The sequence below is a fragment of the Singulisphaera acidiphila DSM 18658 genome, assembly GCF_000242455.2.
GTDB classification, from domain to species: Bacteria; Planctomycetota; Planctomycetia; order Isosphaerales; family Isosphaeraceae; genus Singulisphaera; species Singulisphaera acidiphila.
On sequence record NC_019892.1, the window covers coordinates 5,139,361 to 5,154,777 of the forward strand.

The window sequence follows — 15,417 nt, forward strand, 5'->3', positions numbered from 1 at the left end:
CCTAATTGCTGTGTTTGCCGGGGTTGCATCGGACGTTCGGGAGGTACTTCGCCAGGTAGCCGTCGAAGGCCGCCTTGTCGAACCGGAACAGGAACAGGTCGGCCGAGACGCAGTCCTCGTCTCGGAACGGCGAGTGCGGCATGCCGTCGCGCCGGATGTAGCGGAGCTGGATCTTTCGCAGGGCGACCTTGGTGTGCGTCGCCCAGAACCGCTCGAACTCGGCGGGCGTGAGGAACAGTTCCGTGTGCCAGGCGACGTGCCGGCTCAGGGCGTGCATCAGGAACGACGTGACCGGGTTCTCCTCCAGCCGGTCCCACAGCCGCCCGAGCGCGTCGCGCGGCAACTCCTGCGCAGGGCCGGACGGCCCGAACGGCTCGTTGGAGTACTTCGAGATCGTCACCGTGTCGCTCGCCGCGTGCGCCTGCCGGATCTCCACGTTTGCCGCGTCCCGGTCCCGGAGCGCCGCGAGCAGTTCGTCCGCCCCCGCGTTCTTCCACGTCTCGCGCCGGACGTAGTAACGCGACTTCGGCTTGGTCCGCAGGTAGAGCCGCAGGACCACCATGCGGGACCGTAGGTTGTAAACGTTCTCCCGGAACGCCCCCTCGTCCCGCCCGGCCGAGACGATCCGATCCGAATTCGGGTCGTACAGGACCACCCGGCAGGCCGTGTCCGCGACCGTGGCGTAATCCAAGGACGAGCCGTGGATCGGCACGAAGAACGAGGTCCCGACCGACACGAAGGAGTAGTTGGGCATGACGAACAGCTCCTCGCCGCGCCCGCCCAGATATTCCCTCGCCTCGCGGATTGTCGCGCCGCAATCCGCCTTCAAGACCCCCGGCCCGGCGTGGACCGCCCGATGACAGCCGACGGTCGAGACGATCGTCCTCCCCGGGTACCGATGTCCGAAGTGGTTGACGCCGTTGTTGTACCCCACAACCCGGACGCGCCCGATGTTCCCATCGTGGCAGAGCGAGACGATCTCGCGCATCGACCTCGGCTTCAGAGTCCGGACCGACCAGGGCCTCGCCCCCGGGAACCACCTCGACAGCAGGCCCACGGCGAGCGCCACCAGTTGCCCGGCGAGAAGCCACGAGAGGACTCGCGCGACCGCCGTCGCCACTCGCCGCCCGGCGGAGGTCCCCCGGTGGCGCTCCAGCACCTCGCGCCAGGCGAGGTTCGCGCCGAGGTACGTGTAGGCCCTCCGGCGATGCCCCACGGCCCGCCCGGCCTGTCCCACCTCGCCTGTTCCGCCCGGTCGGGCGTCCCCCGACCGCTCGGCCTCGATCGCGGCGAAGAGCTCCTCCCCCTCGATGAAGCAGGTGCGGAGGCGCCCCGGGGCCAGCGGGAACAGCGGACCGAGGCGCCCCAGCCACCGGCTCACGCCTGAATTCGGGCTGAGCACGAGACCCGGCCGGAAGACGGCGACGCGGCCCGCGATGCCGCTCGACCGGACCAGGGCCAGCGCGAGCCGCTCCGTCTCCTCCGCCACCGGATCGTTGAGGTGGACCCGGAATGTGCCGACGATCCCAACGAACCCGACGGACCGCCGCGCCGCGGCATCCAGCAGCTCCATGAGCCTGCGCCGTCCGGGCTCGCCGAGACGCGGGGGCAGGAACAGGACCAGGCTCGCCGGGGCGTGCCCCCCCTCGTCGTCCCCCGGCACGACCTCGACCCGCGCCTTCCGGCCCACAAACGCCGCGAAGTCCGCCGCGATCGCATTTCCGAAGCCGGCGATGAATACGACGTCCCCCCGGTCCGCCGGCTCGGGGCCTGCCGCCGTGTAGAGAACCTCGCCGGCCTCCCCCCGTCGGTCAGACGGGGCGGCCGTGGGGATCGATCCGAAAGACGGGCTGTCCATAGCGGACCCTCTCGTTCGGGGAGACCAAAGGAGTTGCCTCGGGCGACGACGACGCGATCAGCACGACCGTCGAGCCCAGCTCGAACGTCGCGATCCAGCCCCCGCGCTCGACCAGCGGGGGAGACGGCCACCGGTATGACTCGACCCGCCTCGAACCCGGCCGAAATCCGGGCGCCAGGGGCAGCGTGATTTTTCCCACCCCCCAACCCGCGACCAGGACGACCGCGCACGCCCCTGAGTCTGTTGAGAGACTCAGAATCATGCGTTCATTCAAAGTGTATACCGGGTACTCGGGCGACTGGTACGGGGGGTGGACCAGCAGTCTCGCCCCCGGGACGTGGACGGCCTCATCGATCCGCCCGTCCGACGGGCTGAAGACGCGATGACAGTCGATCGGCGACAGGAAGATGATTGCAAACTGGCCCCCCTCGTACGGCCGCGCGTCCAGGCCGGCGAGCAAAGATTCGACGGAGTAGGCGATCCCCTTGACCGTGAGGAACCGTCCCCCCTCCACGCGGCCGAGGTCCTGGACCGTGCCGTCGCACGGGCTGAGCAGGTCCGAGCCGACGGCGGGAATGGGCCGGTGCTCGCGCTTCACGCCCCGGGTGAACAGGGCGTTGAACGTCGGGTAGTCCCCCAACGGGCGCTCCGCCTCCTGCTCGTCCAGCCCGGGCGGGTACATCCTCGCGTAGAGGTCCCGGAACAGGCGCTGCCGCAATCGCCGCGAGGGGATCGGCAGACGCGAGAGCTTCACCCCCAGGACCGCCAGGCAGAAACCCCAGAGGCCGCCGTGGATGCGCCGGGCCTGGCGGAACTGCTCCCATTGGATCGAGGCGCGTCGCCGCGCGCCGGTGTCGGGAGACTTCTCCGGAGTGTTCATAGCTCGGTCACCACCTTGGACGCCACCCGCAGCGCGTTGGCCATGATTGTCAGCCCGGGCCCGACCCCCAGCGATGTCGGCAGGAAGCTGCCGTCCACCGCGAAGATGTCCGGGTTTGCGAACATCCGGCAGTCCGGGTCCAGGACGGCGTGGGTGGGGTCGGTGCCGAACCGCAGGGTCCCGCACTGGTGGGCGACGTGCTCGTGCGACGAATACCGCGGCGCGATGCAGTACACCGCGCCCGACTTCCGCAAGATCCGGGCGATGTATCGGGTCATGCGCTTGCGCCGGGCCAGGTCATACCTGCCGTACCGATGCGTGATCTTCCCGCTCCCGTCCGGCCCCAGGGTCACGCAGTTGGCGGGGTTGGGCAGGTCCTCGATAATCCCCGCCAGCGGCAGCATCCTCTGCCGCACGAACAACCGAACTGCGGCGGGCAGGAACGGCGACGCCCTGGCCACCATGAGCGGCCCGGGCACCGCCAGCGACTGGATCAGTCCCATCTTGTGCGGATACTCCTTCGTGCCGAAATAGTAGTCCGAGAAGCCCACCTGCTTGATGAACGACAGGTCGCCGCTCGTCGCCCTGGGGTAGACGCCCGCAACGATCGCGCACAGGTGCAGCATGTAATTCCGCCCGATCAGCGGATGCGTCATCCCCGACCTCAGCAGCAACAGCGGCGACCCGAACGCCCCCGCCGCCAGCGCGTAGCGGCGGGCACGATACTGACGTCGCTGACCCGTGGTGCGGTCCAGCACCGTGATCATCGTCGCCCCCGTGCCGCGCTCCCGGGCCAGCCGCTCCACCTCGACCCGCGTCTGGACCTCAAGTGCGAGGCCCTGGTCCTGGGCAGAGTCGAGCAGTTGGGCCGCCGAGCCGCGCGCCCCGGTGGGGCAGACGAAGCCCGCGCAGAGGGCGCAGCGCAGGCACTTCGACGAATCGATCGCCATCGGCAGCCGGAAGGGATGCAGGCCGTGCTGGCGGCTGGTGGCGATGAGCCTTTGATTCAGCGAGTGCAGGGGCAGGGGCTCCCCCACGAACCCCCGGGCCGGCTTCCGCAACGGCCCGAAATCGTCCTCCCCGCAGCCCGTGACGCCGTAGAGCCGCTCGGCCTCAGTATAGTACGGCTCCATGTCCCCGTAGGAGATCGGCCAGTCCCAGATCGCCCTCGGGATCCTCTTGCCGTAGTACCGCCCCGGCTGGAAGTCCTGCTCGCTCGGTCGGATCAGCGCACCGCCGTACACACTCGTTCCCCCGCCCAAGCTGCCGCCCATATACAGGCGCTTCGGCCGGCCGTTGAGCTTGATCACTCTGTCGTCGTACGGCCCCTTGTCGATGAGAACCGCCTTCTCGTCGAAGCTCGGGTCGCCGGCCGTCTGCCGATCGCCCCGCTCCAGGACCAGGACCGACTTCCCCGCCCGTGCACACGCGTAGGCGAAGGTGGCACCTCCCGCGCCGCCCCCGACGACGATGACATCGAAATCGAATAGCAACTCGGGTCTCCCGACGACCCCGGCATGCGGTCGGTCAGATAGCTGGTGGCAAATCATCATGCATACCAGCGGCGGGGGCGGACTCAAGTCTATTGTTTGTATTTCATGTAATCTTTAACAGGATCGCTTATTCTTACGGCATTATTCCCGATTTCTTCATCGATCCGAAAATGAGAAGTCTTCCCTGAGTTGGAAACCACCTTCTTCTGGAAGGTTATCGATATGCAGTTCGCGATCCAAAGAGATCAGGATGGCAATGTCGTCGGTCTGGTATTTGGGAGAAGAGACCAGCAGGCAATCGCCAGGAGAATCTCCGGGTAAGTAAGTCCCCCCTTGTTGCGGAGGACGTCCCCGAGCGTGCCGAACATGTCCAGAGCCCCCGATTGGCTAGTGCGCCCGCCATGAAGGCTGACAAGATCACCGTGCCCGCGATTGCAATGGGCCGCCGGCAGATGTAAGATTCTTAGCCCGTGCTGTTGTGGCACCGCGTTGAAGTGGATCGAGTTGCCCAATCACCCGCCAGGGGAGACAACATCGTGAGCCCCCAACTTGGCCTGAGAGCCGCCGCGCTCGTCGTCTTTGTCGCGGTGCTTACGATGCTGCGGCAAGCGCAAGGGCAGAAGGACCAGGGCGGCGAAGAGAAGCGATCGCAACTGGCCAGGGACTTGGTGGGAACCTGGGTGTGGGCTGGGACGCCCGATAAGCCCGAAGAGCCGCCGAAGTCAGGGGGGCGGCTCAAATTCTTCACGGGGACCCATTGGAACATCACGCAGGCCGACCCGCAGACCGGGGTCGTCATCTTCCACCACGGCGGGACCTACTCAATTGATGGGGATGAAACGTCCGAAACAATCAAGTACGCGAATGAGAATACCGCTGAACTCATCAAGCAGACAAACAAGTTCAAGATCAAAGTCGAGGGCGACACCTACACTCAGGTTGGCCAGGGAAACCCGTACACCGAAGTTTGGAAGCGGTTGAAGTAGGGTCTTGCTCTCGGACCGATGCCGCCATCCGACGTGCCCCATTTCCGTGTCTCCTTGAGTCTCGCGGCCTCATCCCCGCTTCAAGAAAGGGCCGACAAGCCATCGGCACAGGTCAGGTCGCCCTCGAAGCTTCAAACCCCACGACCATCGCTGAATCGACCAGCCGTTCGTCAGCGTTCCTCGGGGCGACCGTTCGAGCAAGACCTCCCCCTTTGACGGTCGCCCCTCCAGGGCTGCAAAACATTCGGATTTGAGCTTATCCTAATTTCCAGGGGTTTCACCCCTGGCTAGAAACGGTTGCCCCTTCAGGGCTGCAAAACATTCGGATTTGAGCTTATCCTAATTTCCAGGGGTTTCACCCCTGGCTAGAAACGGTCGCCCCTCCGGGGCTGCAAAACATTCGGATTTGAGCTTGTCCTGATTTCCAGGGGTTTCACCCCTGGCTAGAAACGGTCGCCCCTCCGGGGCTGCAATGAACCCGTCAGCGATCGCCTCAACGGGAAAAATACAGTCAATGTCCGCACGTCATCACACCAATGCACTCGTTTTTCAGCCCCGGAGGGGCGACCGTTTCTAGCCAGGGGTGAAACCCCTGGGAAAGGTTCGACATATTAGCGTCCGCAGCCCCGGAGGGGCGACCGTTCGAGCAAGACCTTCCCCTTTGACGGTCGCCCCTCCAGGGCTGCAAAACATTCGGATTTGAGCTTATCCTGCTTCCAGGGGTTTCACTTTTGGCTATGAACGGTCGCCCCTCCGGGGCTGCAATGAACCCGTCAGCGATCGCCTCAATGAGAAAAATGCAGTCAATGTCCGCACGCCATCACACCAATGCACTCGTTTTTCAGCCCCAGAGGGGCGACCGTTTCTAGCCAGGGGTGAAACCCTTGTCCTTATCAAGAACGTTTGTGCCGCGTCCCTACTCCAAGCGAAGGTCCAGCTCAGCCCCCTGAACCATCGCTTGGAGCTTCATCCATCCCCTCCAGATCGTTTGCCATCCTGGCTCACCGTCCCCCTTCCGTCCCAGGAATCCCCCGAGTTTCGCCAACTCCCAAAAAACTGATACGTTCCCCATGGCAACGCCTTCGTCGATCACCGAAACGTGCGGAGCACGGCCACATATTTTTGCGGGGCGGCTTCGATCGCCGGCCGTTCCGGTTCCGATCGGGCGATCCCTTTCAACTGCAAGAGCCGTACCGCCACCACTGACAGCAGGCCCGTCAGCGCCTCCAGCCGATGGCTCACCTTGAGGTCAGAAACCTCCGTTTTAGCAGGTCAATCGCAGATATCGCTTGATGAACGCCATCTTGATCATGCCGCCGAAATTCTTCGCCGTCTTCTCAAATCGCGAGAACACCCGCCGGCACTCCTTCAGCCAGCCGATCAGGTTCCCCACGAGACTTCGACGGCGGTAGGTTGGCTTGGCGAACTCCACCGGCCGGGCCGATCGGTCCTCGTTCTCCTTCGACGGGATCACCGGCACGATCCCCAATCCGATCAGGTATTCGTCGATCTTGGTGGAGAAGCCGCCCCGGGGCCGTCCCAAGGCATTGGTCTTCGGGTTCCTCGAGATCCCCTTTTTTCCGCCCCCTGCGGCACACCTCGCAGAATGCCACTTTTCCGACGAAGCTCAGCATTCTTCGCCTGGGAAGCTCTCCGAAATCCAGCCTGGCGGCCTTCGTTATTTTTCCGGTGTTGTCCTTGAATTCTATTCCTAGGCTGTCTAGGATAACCGTATGGAAGCAATCAACGGGGATAAGCTGAGGGGCCATCTTGAGGCCCTGATTCTTGCGACGCTGGAACGCGGTGAAGCGCACGGGTTGGAAATCCTTCGGCGAATGGAAGAGGCCGGTAGTGGTCTTCTCCTGCTCAAGGAAGGGTCACTCTATCCCGCGCTATACCGGCTTGAAGCCGCAGGGCAAGTGAAGGCCGTGTGGGAGAATGAGCCCCATGCAAGGCGTGGTGCTCGTCGACGCATTTATCACCTCACGGCGAAGGGTCAACAGAAGCTGCGCCAATGTCGCGAAGAATGGAAAACGTTTGTGAATACCCTCGGAGGAATTCTGGGGGAGCAGGCACTCACGAACTGAGTCGGATTGCATTGATCGCGAGATCGAATCAGGAGAATCGAGCATGTTTGAGAACCTCACGCCTCGGGCGCGAACTGTCATGAAGTTGGCCGACGAGGAAGCGCGGGGATTCGGGCATCAACACGTTGGCACAGAGCACATTCTGTTGGGGTTGATCAACGACGCCAGCAGCATCGGCGCCAAAATCCTCAAGTCACACGGCATCGACCTCGCGAGGGTTCGCCTGGAGGTAGAGAATCGCGTCGGTCGCGACCCGGTCGCCATTTCCATAGGCGAACTCTCGTTGACGCCGCGCGCCAAGCAGGTTGTCGAGTATGCCGTCGGCGACGCGTCGAACCTGGATCTCGTTGCCGATGTCGACCATCTGTTCTTCGGCTTGCTTCATGACCGTGATGGCGTCGCGGCGCTGATCCTTTTAGGCGCAGGACTCCAGCCGGACTTGGTGAGTCGGGAAGTGAGAAGCGTCATGGTGTCGAAATATAAGATCGTCGAGAGCGCTGTCCGCTCGATTCAAGCGAGCATGTCGCGCAAGCGAACAATCCGCGAGGAACTTCTCGCTCATCTGACATTTACTGTCGAGGAGGAGTTGAGCCGCGAAGACGACTGCGTGACCGCCATGAACGAAGCAGCACGGAGATTCGGAGACCCTGCCGAACTAGGCCGCGAACTTGAAGCCACTCTTCGGCCCAGCGAGCGAATCGCTTGCTATCTGGAACGCAGGTTCGGGTGGAAGCCGCCCGAATCCGCCGCCCGACTTTCTTTGCGACTGGCGGCTCAAGCATTTTGTCTCATCGCCATCGTGTGCAGTCTGTTGGTCGCCGGTGTCGCCTCGCTTGATGGATGGCAACCCCACGGGATGAAAACACTCTGGCTTACGTTCGCGCTATTGGTGGTCGTTCCACCTTGGCAATTCGCCAGCGCTCTTTTGTACTTCAAGTTGCGTGATTCCCTGTTGGGAGCGTGTTGGGCACGGAAGTCGCCGCCCAGGGCCATCGTGCTCAACTTGCTGATTGCGTTGGTCGCTCTTGGCTCGGTCCTTGGGTTCGGTGCAGTGGCGGCTTGGGATGTGACCGGCGCTGTCGAATTCCTGTCTGTGGGCTGCGGCATCGCACTCGTGGCGGCCGGAGGGGCGTTCGTACAGGCCTGGTGCTGGGGCAGGACCGAAATCGCCGACGCAACTTGGGCCTGTTTGACGATCAAGGGTTTGCAAAGCCCGGGAATCACTCAGTAAAGGGGCAAGAGATGACTGCAATACGCGTGATGGGTATTCTGTCGCTGTGCGCCCTGGTAACCGTGGGATCGATCTGCCGGGCCGACCCGCCGCCCCAGCCGGATGCACAACCGTCGAATCGCGCAGCAGCCGTTCATAGCCTACGCAAAACGGTGATGGTAAACCCCAAGGTTTTAGACGCCTACGTCGGACAGTATGAATTGGCTCCCAAGGTCATCCTCGTCTTGTCTCGCCAGAACCGACATCTCTTCGCCCAAATCACCGGACAGCCAATTCTGGAAGTCTTCCCTGAGTCGGAAACCACCTTTTTCTGGAAGGTGGTCGATATGCAGTTCGCGATCCAAAGAGATCAGGATGGCAGTGTCGTCGGTCTGGCATTTGGGAGAGGAGACCAGAAGGCAATCGCCAAGAGAATCTCCGGGCAAGTCCCCCCTGAGGATGACATTCCCGAGCGTGCCGAACATATCCAGAGCCCCCGATTGGCGGCTCTCACTAAGGAAACCGAAACGCATGGCAAGCCAGCCCTCGAACGGTTCTGGAACGAAATGCGGGACAAGACGCCTTTGGTCGAGCCGATTCCTGGTGAGACGCGCGATTCGTTTGTGACATTCCTTTGGCGGGGCAACCAGACGACTCGCAGAGTGTGCGTGTCCGGTGGCCTGCCGACAGGTGAAAGGGACAAACCGCTGGCGCGTCTGGACGACACGGACGTTTGGTACCGAACGGAACGAATCCCTAATGACTCCCGATTCGTGTATGGATTCCAAGTCAATTGGCCGTCCAGGCTTCCCGAAGACCAACCGAGCCTGATGCAGCTCATGCCCCGGCTGCGCGTGAAGCTCGATCCGCTCAATCCACGCGATGTGACGATTCAGTCGAAACTTCGATCGTTAGTGGAGTTACCAAAGGCGCCCAGACAGCCTTGGGTCGACCGGCTCGAAGATGTACCCGTCGGCACATTGCTCGAGACGAAGATTATGAGCAATATTTTGAAGCAGGAGCGTGAATTCACCGTTTACACTCCGGCCCGGTACGACTCCTCTGAGCGTGGTACGGATAAATATCGACTTCTCATCGTTTTCGATGGCCCGTCTTATCAGAGCAATGATGAGATTCCCGCCCCAGTAATACTCGATAACCTGATCGCCAAGGCAAAAATACCGCCCACGGTTGCCGTATTCGTGAAACATGCTGACCGCAACAGGGATTTGGCTTGTTCGGAGCCTTTCGCCGACTTCGTCGCCAAGGAGTTGATTCCGTGGACGCGGAAGAATTACGACGTTAGCCATGAGCCAGGACAAACAATCGTCGGCGGCCTAAGTCAGGGTGGACTGATGGCCGCCTATTGCGGTCTGCGTCATGCTGATGTCGTCGGCAACGTGCTGTCTCTGTCCGGATCCTATCAATGGTTCCCGGGGGCGCGAGACGAAACAGGCCCGAACGATGGCGAGCCCGGCTGGCTGACGCGACAGTACGCGGCCACGCCGCACCGTCCGATTCGCTTCTATCTCCAAGCGGGTCGCTTCGAAGACAGCTTCCCTCTTAGCTTGCTGGCTGAAAACCGCCGATTCCGAGACGTCTTGCAGGCCAAGGGCTATTCCGTTCAGTACTCGGAACTCAACGGCGCACACGATTTCCAAGCCTGGCGGGGGGCTTTTGCAGAGGGACTGATCGAGCTATCAAAGAGGCATGATGGAAAATAGTGCCAGAGAGCCCATGAACATTTAAATCCCGTCGCCAGTTGCTTTCGCAACTGGCGACGGGATTTGGTGTTACGAGTTACTCGGCGCGACAGGATTTGAACTGGGCAGCATCCATCCCTTCGCGGTGCGGTTTCCGCTCCGATCTCGCGCATTCCGCTTCGGCTGTGGTTTTGCCCGCATCGATCCGACACACCGCGGTCGGTCAGACCGAAGCGCTGCGGCTAGGACTTCGGGAAGGGAGATTTCGTTGCTTGGTAATACTCTGTTGGAATTTTCATGATTCAATTCAGTTTGTAAATATGTGGTTTGAGATATGAACGATTCGGTCGAGCACGCGGACTCAGCAACCGTTGCAAGGCGCAACGGATCGCTGGGAGGGTGAGGCCCCGCTCAGTATCCCCTTTTTTCCCCGGCTGGGCCGGGTCGCGTTTCGCTCGGAGCTGTTCCAAGGCCAGGAAGTCGTAGGCCATCATCACCAGGCAGACATGGTGGTGGAAGCCACGCCTGGGGTGGCTCTCGAAATGATCCAGACCCAACTCGCCTTTCCTCGGCTGATAACCCTGCTCCACGGGCCAGCGAGTCATCCACAGTCGGCCCGCCCGCAATCGTCTTGTGGCCGGCGACAGGTTGCTGAAGGCGTACTTCGGCTTGCCGTCGGCCTGGTGCTCGATCAGCGGCCAGGTCGGTTCGGCACCGGAGCAGTCGTCCGTGGCCCAGCCACCGCCCGGTCAGGCCCGCAACCAGGCGAAGTGGCCTGTCAACTTCCCCTTGGTCCCTTCACGCCAGGCCACCTTCCGCAGGCGCGTGTTGGCAGCCAACTCTCTCAGGCTCACCGGCCGGGTTGCGCCTTCGGCCAACCGGGGCCGCTTCCGCGGTCGCCCACCGGTCCCGCCGGGCTTCTCGACCGGCCCCGGCAATTCCCACCTCGGCTCTTCGGTGAAGACGACCTGTTAAGTTCCCCGGTAAATGTCACTCCTTTTGACCCGCTATTTGTCACTACGGCTTGACCCGCTATTTTGTCACTACGGCCCACCGGCCTTGGGACTCGAATCTAGGGCACTGATCAGCATCGGGCGGCGAAAAATGTATGCAATTCTTGGATCGGAAGACATTTCACGCTTGCAAGTGGAAGACGGGACGGAGACGATGTCGGCACTCTTGTAATCGACCCCAGACTTGAGCCATCCGCGAGGAGCAACCGTGACCGACTACCGCCAGCTTCTCGCGTGTTCCGACGCGGAGTTAGCCCGGATCGATCCGCTGGTGATGAACCTGCTGGTGGCCAAGAGCATCCCCATCCTGGCCGATCTCGACATCGCCCGCTACCAGAAGCTCGCCGATCAGTGGGCCGAGGCCGTGCGGCGGCGGCTGCCGGCTGCGGAGCGGGTTTTCTGGCAGACGCCACAGGACTGGAAGAACGACGTAAATTTCTTCCGCCTTGGCGTGCTCTGCGGCTACCTGGAGCACGAGGCGGGTATCTCCTACAATGAGGACCAGCGGTACGCCACGGCGATCCGCTACACGGACCCGTCGGACCTGTTCCTCAACGGTGTGATGGACACGCGCCAGGGCACCTGCGGCAACATGGCGGCGTTGCATGTCGCCCTCGGCTGGCGTCTAGGCTGGCCGGTGTCGCTGGCGTGCGTGCGGTCGCACTACATCTGCCGCTACGACGACGGCACGGTGACGCACAACATCGAGGCGACGCAGGCGGGCTACGGCGGGTTCAAGTCGGACCCGGATGAGTACCTGATCGAGCGTTACGAACTGCCGCCGAAGGCGATCAGCAGCGGCTCGGACTTGCGTGCGGTGAATCCGCGCGAGATGCTGGGTATCTTCCTGGGGTTCCGAGGTCGGCACATGCGGGACACGGACCGGTGGGACGAGGCGGAACGGGATTACCTTTTGGCCCGGCACCTGTTCCCGATGAACCGCAAGCTTTATGTTGACGCGATGGGCGTGGCGGTCGATCGGAGCGTTCGGCTGTTCGAGCCGGGCGAGTTGGAATCGCCGCAGAGCCTGGCGGATTGGCTGAACACACAGTACCGGCCGGTCCGTCCGTTGGTGAGGATACAGACGAAGGATTTCCCGTTCCAGAATGTGTCCTACACGGCATCGGTGCGATCTTCCAAGGAGCAGCGGCCATGATCAGCACACGAACGACTGGGCGGGGTGAAATGACGCTGAGTGGGTGGGACTGGGACGGCTCGTCGCTCGGGAGGGCAAGCTTAGCCGGGGCCGATCCGCTCGGATTCGCGGCAGGTGACACCAATCTCTACCGCTACGTGGGTAACAGTCCGACCAACTTCACTGACCCAACGGGTCTACAAACCGTACCGGGAAACTACAAGCCGCACCCCTGGCCCGTTCCCGACCCGGCGAACACGATCGTCTTGATTGGCCCCCCCAAGTTCAAGAACGGCAAACCAGACCCGAATGACTCGAACCCGTTCAAGCGTCAAGTGTGCCGTACCGCCGGCATTCCGGATCGGAATGTTTTCGACTACAATGGTATCCAATCGCTTCTCGATGCAGCGGAAAAAGCGAAAAAACTTGGGTTGAAGAAACCCCACGTCGTGACCTGGGGTCACGCCCGTCCGGGTGGGATTTTAGTCGGTGTCAACCCTGCTAACGGGTCATTCACCGATCGATTCGATAAGAATTCAGGTGCCGACACCCTGGGGAATCTACTAAAATCGCTAGGTGCAAAAGATTATTACAATCTTGGATGCAATACATTTGATTACATAAACGCTAGCGGTCCTAACGGATGGGACTTTTTCAACGCCGTACAACAGGCGGCGGGCAACATTCCCATTTATGGTACGGTTGGCTACGACATGCCTGGGCAAAACCTTGACCAAGCCATCAACGGTGATCCGCCGAGTTGGTACATGGAACCTGGCGGTCACATCGTCGGCCATAAGCCCAAGTGATTTCGGCGATGCTTAATCGAAGCGGCCCTTGCCCGACGCTTAGTGTTTTGAAATCGCTTCTCGCTAGCGTTGGACATCTGAGATTTAGCATGAGGTCGCTGCTCGTCCTAATTGTATTCTTGGCACTGGTTCTGGCATTAGTCGTACAACAACACAGAGCGGCCGTGAGAATTCATTCACTCCGTTCAGAACTCGTCGAGGCCCAAGCAATTCTTACCGCCTATGAGAGAATGCATGGTCTACTCGGAGACCGAGGGATCCATATCCTCAAAACCGCGACGCGCGTAGAAATTTTATGCGTTGGCCAAGGGGCAGGTTATCCGCGCACCCCGACGGGGGTGGACCTCGACAAGGCAGCTACGGATCAACTGAGCCAGGCGATACTTGATATAGATAATTATTCGCATTTAGATTCGGACGATATGCCGGTGCCACAAGCTGGCTTCCGGTTCCGAGGCGGTAATGCGTCTCTTGACATTCTGGTGAGTCTGGAAGGATCAAACGTAAATTCGCCTCACGTTGATTTGTTTGTTTTTATTAATAATGAAGATGGTGCCTCGGAGTATCGAGGCCATGCCTGCATGTACAGTAAGCCACTGAATGATCTGCTTGTGAGCGTGGTAGCCTCAGGCGAGAATCTCCAATAATCCCTCTCGCTTAGTTTTTTATAAAATGGTTATAATGGTTTACTAATGATCGTTGATATCCGGCTATCCAAAAGCTTCCGGCCGTCCGGGCGCAGGTTGTTGTTCGGATCGACATGGCGGTAGAGCGTTTGCCGGGTGATGCCCAACTCCGAGCACAGCATCCCCACCTTGGTATCCCGGCTGGCCATCGCCGCCATCGCCAGGCGGAGCTTGACGGCGGTCATGGTGTAGGGCCTGCCCCCGTTGCGGCCCTGAGCGCGAGCTGCGGCCATACCCGCTTTGGTTCGCTCGACGATCAGTTCCCGCTCGAATTCCGCCAGGGCGGCGAAGATGCCGAACACCAGCTTGCCGCTGGGTGAGGTGGTATCGATGCTGGCCCCGTGGCTGGACAGCACCTTGAAGCCGATGCCGCGTGCGGTCAGGTCATGCACCGTGTTGACCAGATGCCGCAGATCACGGCCGAGGCGGTCGAGCTTCCAGACCACCAGCCCGGTCCGCTTGCGTCCGGGAAAAGCCGGGCAGCCGCGACAGGAGCACCTGCGCGAGCGAATCGAAGAAACGCTCGATCTTCCCCCGCCCGCGCGGGCGGGCCACGGTGGAGTTGATTAGGCGGATTTTCAGGTCGGCGGATACCTGTTCGAGATGCCGGGAGGTGAAGTCGCTGCCGTGATCGGAATAGAGCACCTGCGGGATGCCGCAGACGTGCCAGCCCGGTTGCGACTTCCGCCAGATCGCCTGCCGCAGCGCCAGGGCCGTCTGGATCGATGACGGGGCCGCCAGCGACAGGCAAAAGCCCGCCACCGCCCGGCTGTAGTCGTCGAGGATGATCGTCAGCCAGGGCCGGCGTGCCGTACCGTCGCCATCCTTGATGAGGATGTCGAGTTCGGTGTGATCGGCTTGCCAGATGGCGTTGGGTGCGGTCGCTTCATGGTGATGGACCAGGTCGAAGGACTCGCTATACGCCTTCGATCCCTCATGCGCCAGCGCCAGCAAGGCCGGCTCCAACTCGCCGACCACGGTGCGGACCACCTTATCGCTCGGCGGCTCCTGGCCCAATTTCCTCGCGGCGTCGGCCACCTCGCGGTGGATGGTCGCCGTCGGCATCCTGGGCTTACGCAACGCCAGCCCCTCGATGAGTTGCCGGAGGGGAGCCGCCAGCTTCCTCTTATCCTTGTCGTTCCGCTCCTTGCGGGCCAAACCAGCCAAGCCTTCCCGGCGGTAGCGATTGACCCTGCGGCGTGCGGTGCGGAGAACGAGCCCTTGATCCTGGGCGATCTGCGTCAGCGGGCCGCCATCTTCCAGGAAGGGACGGATGATCTGGAACCACGCGAAGGCACGCAACCGGCCCTCGTCGGGCAGGCTACTCAAAGTGGCGGGGACCGATTCCGGATCTGATGGTATTTAAGATATGAAAAAATTAGGATGCGATCTGAGATTCGCCTTCGTCAATCACTCAGGGTGACAAATAGCAGGGCAAAAGAAGTGACACTTACCGGGGAATTTAACAAGACGACCATCTCGTCGGTGACACCGACGATGTCTCTCAGGCCGCGCGCCGCTCGTGGTCCATCAAACTCGATTTTGCGGCGTTTCCAT

The 15,417-nt window shown here is 61.6% G+C and carries 13 protein-coding genes and 3 pseudogenes; 7 read left to right on the forward strand and 9 right to left on the reverse strand.

The annotated features are described in order from the left end of the window. Position 1: 1 nt before the first annotated feature. Genes SINAC_RS20220 through SINAC_RS20230 form a run of 3 tightly spaced genes read right to left on the reverse strand, consistent with a single transcriptional unit; the run spans position 2 to position 4,231 of the window. Positions 2 to 1,858, reverse strand: coding sequence for an FAD-binding oxidoreductase (locus tag SINAC_RS20220; protein ID WP_015247461.1), 1,857 nt, complete (start codon positions 1,856 to 1,858; stop codon positions 2 to 4). After that, the gene (gene asd / locus SINAC_RS20225; RefSeq protein WP_015247462.1) at positions 1,812 to 2,738 is read right to left on the reverse strand and encodes an archaetidylserine decarboxylase; all 927 of its coding nucleotides are present in this window, start codon (positions 2,736 to 2,738) and stop codon (positions 1,812 to 1,814) included. The genes SINAC_RS20220 and asd overlap by 47 nt, the downstream gene beginning before the upstream one ends. Further along, complete coding sequence (locus tag SINAC_RS20230) at positions 2,735 to 4,231, reverse strand: FAD-dependent oxidoreductase (protein WP_015247463.1); 1,497 nt, start codon at positions 4,229 to 4,231, stop codon at positions 2,735 to 2,737. The genes asd and SINAC_RS20230 overlap by 4 nt, the downstream gene beginning before the upstream one ends. A gap of 536 nt (positions 4,232 to 4,767) precedes the next feature. Between SINAC_RS20230 and SINAC_RS20235 the strand changes: the two genes are divergently transcribed. Beyond that, positions 4,768 to 5,217, forward strand: coding sequence for a hypothetical protein (locus tag SINAC_RS20235; protein ID WP_015247464.1), 450 nt, complete (start codon positions 4,768 to 4,770; stop codon positions 5,215 to 5,217). 916 nt (positions 5,218 to 6,133) lie between these two features. Here the strand turns inward: SINAC_RS20235 and SINAC_RS41925 are convergent. From SINAC_RS41925 to SINAC_RS20240, 3 genes and pseudogenes are all read right to left on the reverse strand, one after another. Then, positions 6,134 to 6,262, reverse strand: a pseudogene (locus SINAC_RS41925) (IS4 family transposase); the annotation flags it as partial. Positions 6,263 to 6,306: 44 nt separating this feature from the next. Next, on the reverse strand, positions 6,307 to 6,459 hold the full coding sequence (locus SINAC_RS41260) for a hypothetical protein (RefSeq protein ID WP_020467583.1): 153 nt from the start codon (positions 6,457 to 6,459) through the stop codon (positions 6,307 to 6,309). Between the two features lie 22 nt (positions 6,460 to 6,481). After that, the gene (locus SINAC_RS20240; protein WP_020467582.1) at positions 6,482 to 6,760 is read right to left on the reverse strand and encodes a transposase; all 279 of its coding nucleotides are present in this window, start codon (positions 6,758 to 6,760) and stop codon (positions 6,482 to 6,484) included. Between the two features lie 190 nt (positions 6,761 to 6,950). Between SINAC_RS20240 and SINAC_RS20245 the strand changes: the two genes are divergently transcribed. From SINAC_RS20245 to SINAC_RS20255, 3 genes are all read left to right on the forward strand, one after another. Next, positions 6,951 to 7,304: a PadR family transcriptional regulator gene (locus SINAC_RS20245; protein WP_015247465.1), complete on the forward strand. Its 354-nt coding sequence runs from the start codon at positions 6,951 to 6,953 to the stop codon at positions 7,302 to 7,304. Positions 7,305 to 7,383: 79 nt separating this feature from the next. Continuing rightward, positions 7,384 to 8,535, forward strand: coding sequence for a Clp protease N-terminal domain-containing protein (locus SINAC_RS20250; protein WP_390553819.1), 1,152 nt, complete (start codon positions 7,384 to 7,386; stop codon positions 8,533 to 8,535). 11 nt (positions 8,536 to 8,546) lie between these two features. Further along, complete coding sequence (locus SINAC_RS20255; RefSeq protein WP_015247467.1) at positions 8,547 to 10,238, forward strand: alpha/beta hydrolase-fold protein; 1,692 nt, start codon at positions 8,547 to 8,549, stop codon at positions 10,236 to 10,238. 389 nt (positions 10,239 to 10,627) lie between these two features. Here SINAC_RS20255 and SINAC_RS42170 read toward each other — a convergent pair. Beyond that, positions 10,628 to 11,185 (reverse strand): annotated as a pseudogene (locus SINAC_RS42170) (IS701 family transposase); the annotation flags it as partial. A 253-nt stretch (positions 11,186 to 11,438) separates the two neighbouring features. Here SINAC_RS42170 and SINAC_RS20265 point away from each other — a divergent pair. The 3 genes from SINAC_RS20265 to SINAC_RS20275 all read left to right on the forward strand — a co-directional run bounded on the left by SINAC_RS20265 (position 11,439) and on the right by SINAC_RS20275 (position 13,821). Continuing rightward, entirely contained in the window at positions 11,439 to 12,386 is a 948-nt protein-coding gene (locus SINAC_RS20265; protein ID WP_015247468.1) for a transglutaminase family protein, read from the forward strand. Further along, on the forward strand, positions 12,383 to 13,174 hold the full coding sequence (locus SINAC_RS20270; RefSeq protein ID WP_015247469.1) for an RHS repeat-associated core domain-containing protein: 792 nt from the start codon (positions 12,383 to 12,385) through the stop codon (positions 13,172 to 13,174). Before SINAC_RS20265 ends, SINAC_RS20270 begins: the two co-directional genes overlap by 4 nt. A gap of 89 nt (positions 13,175 to 13,263) precedes the next feature. Next, positions 13,264 to 13,821 (forward strand): hypothetical protein, encoded by a 558-nt coding sequence (locus SINAC_RS20275; RefSeq protein ID WP_020467579.1) that lies wholly within the window; start codon positions 13,264 to 13,266, stop codon positions 13,819 to 13,821. A gap of 29 nt (positions 13,822 to 13,850) precedes the next feature. On the opposite strand, the pseudogene SINAC_RS20280 reads toward SINAC_RS20275, so the two are convergent. Beyond that, positions 13,851 to 14,318: pseudogene (locus SINAC_RS20280) on the reverse strand (recombinase family protein); the annotation flags it as partial. Beyond that, positions 14,275 to 14,925, reverse strand: a complete 651-nt coding sequence (locus tag SINAC_RS20285; protein WP_390553820.1) for a DDE-type integrase/transposase/recombinase — start codon at positions 14,923 to 14,925, stop codon at positions 14,275 to 14,277. The pseudogene SINAC_RS20280 and the gene SINAC_RS20285, both read right to left, overlap by 44 nt. Between the last annotated feature and the right edge of the window lie 492 nt (positions 14,926 to 15,417).

Bases quoted from the DNA above. Each gene is read 5' to 3' on its own strand.
- SINAC_RS20220 (WP_015247461.1), bottom strand. From the start codon at position 1,858: ATGGACAGCCCGTCTTTCGGATCGATCCCCACGGCCGCCCCGTCTGAC.
- asd (WP_015247462.1), bottom strand. From the start codon at position 2,738: ATGAACACTCCGGAGAAGTCTCCCGACACCGGCGCGCGGCGACGCGCC.
- SINAC_RS20245 (WP_015247465.1), top strand. From the start codon at position 6,951: ATGGAAGCAATCAACGGGGATAAGCTGAGGGGCCATCTTGAGGCCCTG.
- SINAC_RS20250 (WP_390553819.1), top strand. From the start codon at position 7,384: ATGAAGTTGGCCGACGAGGAAGCGCGGGGATTCGGGCATCAACACGTT.
- SINAC_RS20255 (WP_015247467.1), top strand. From the start codon at position 8,547: ATGACTGCAATACGCGTGATGGGTATTCTGTCGCTGTGCGCCCTGGTA.
- SINAC_RS20270 (WP_015247469.1), top strand. From the start codon at position 12,383: ATGATCAGCACACGAACGACTGGGCGGGGTGAAATGACGCTGAGTGGG.
- SINAC_RS20275 (WP_020467579.1), top strand. From the start codon at position 13,264: ATGAGGTCGCTGCTCGTCCTAATTGTATTCTTGGCACTGGTTCTGGCA.
- SINAC_RS20285 (WP_390553820.1), bottom strand. From the start codon at position 14,925: ATGCCGACGGCGACCATCCACCGCGAGGTGGCCGACGCCGCGAGGAAA.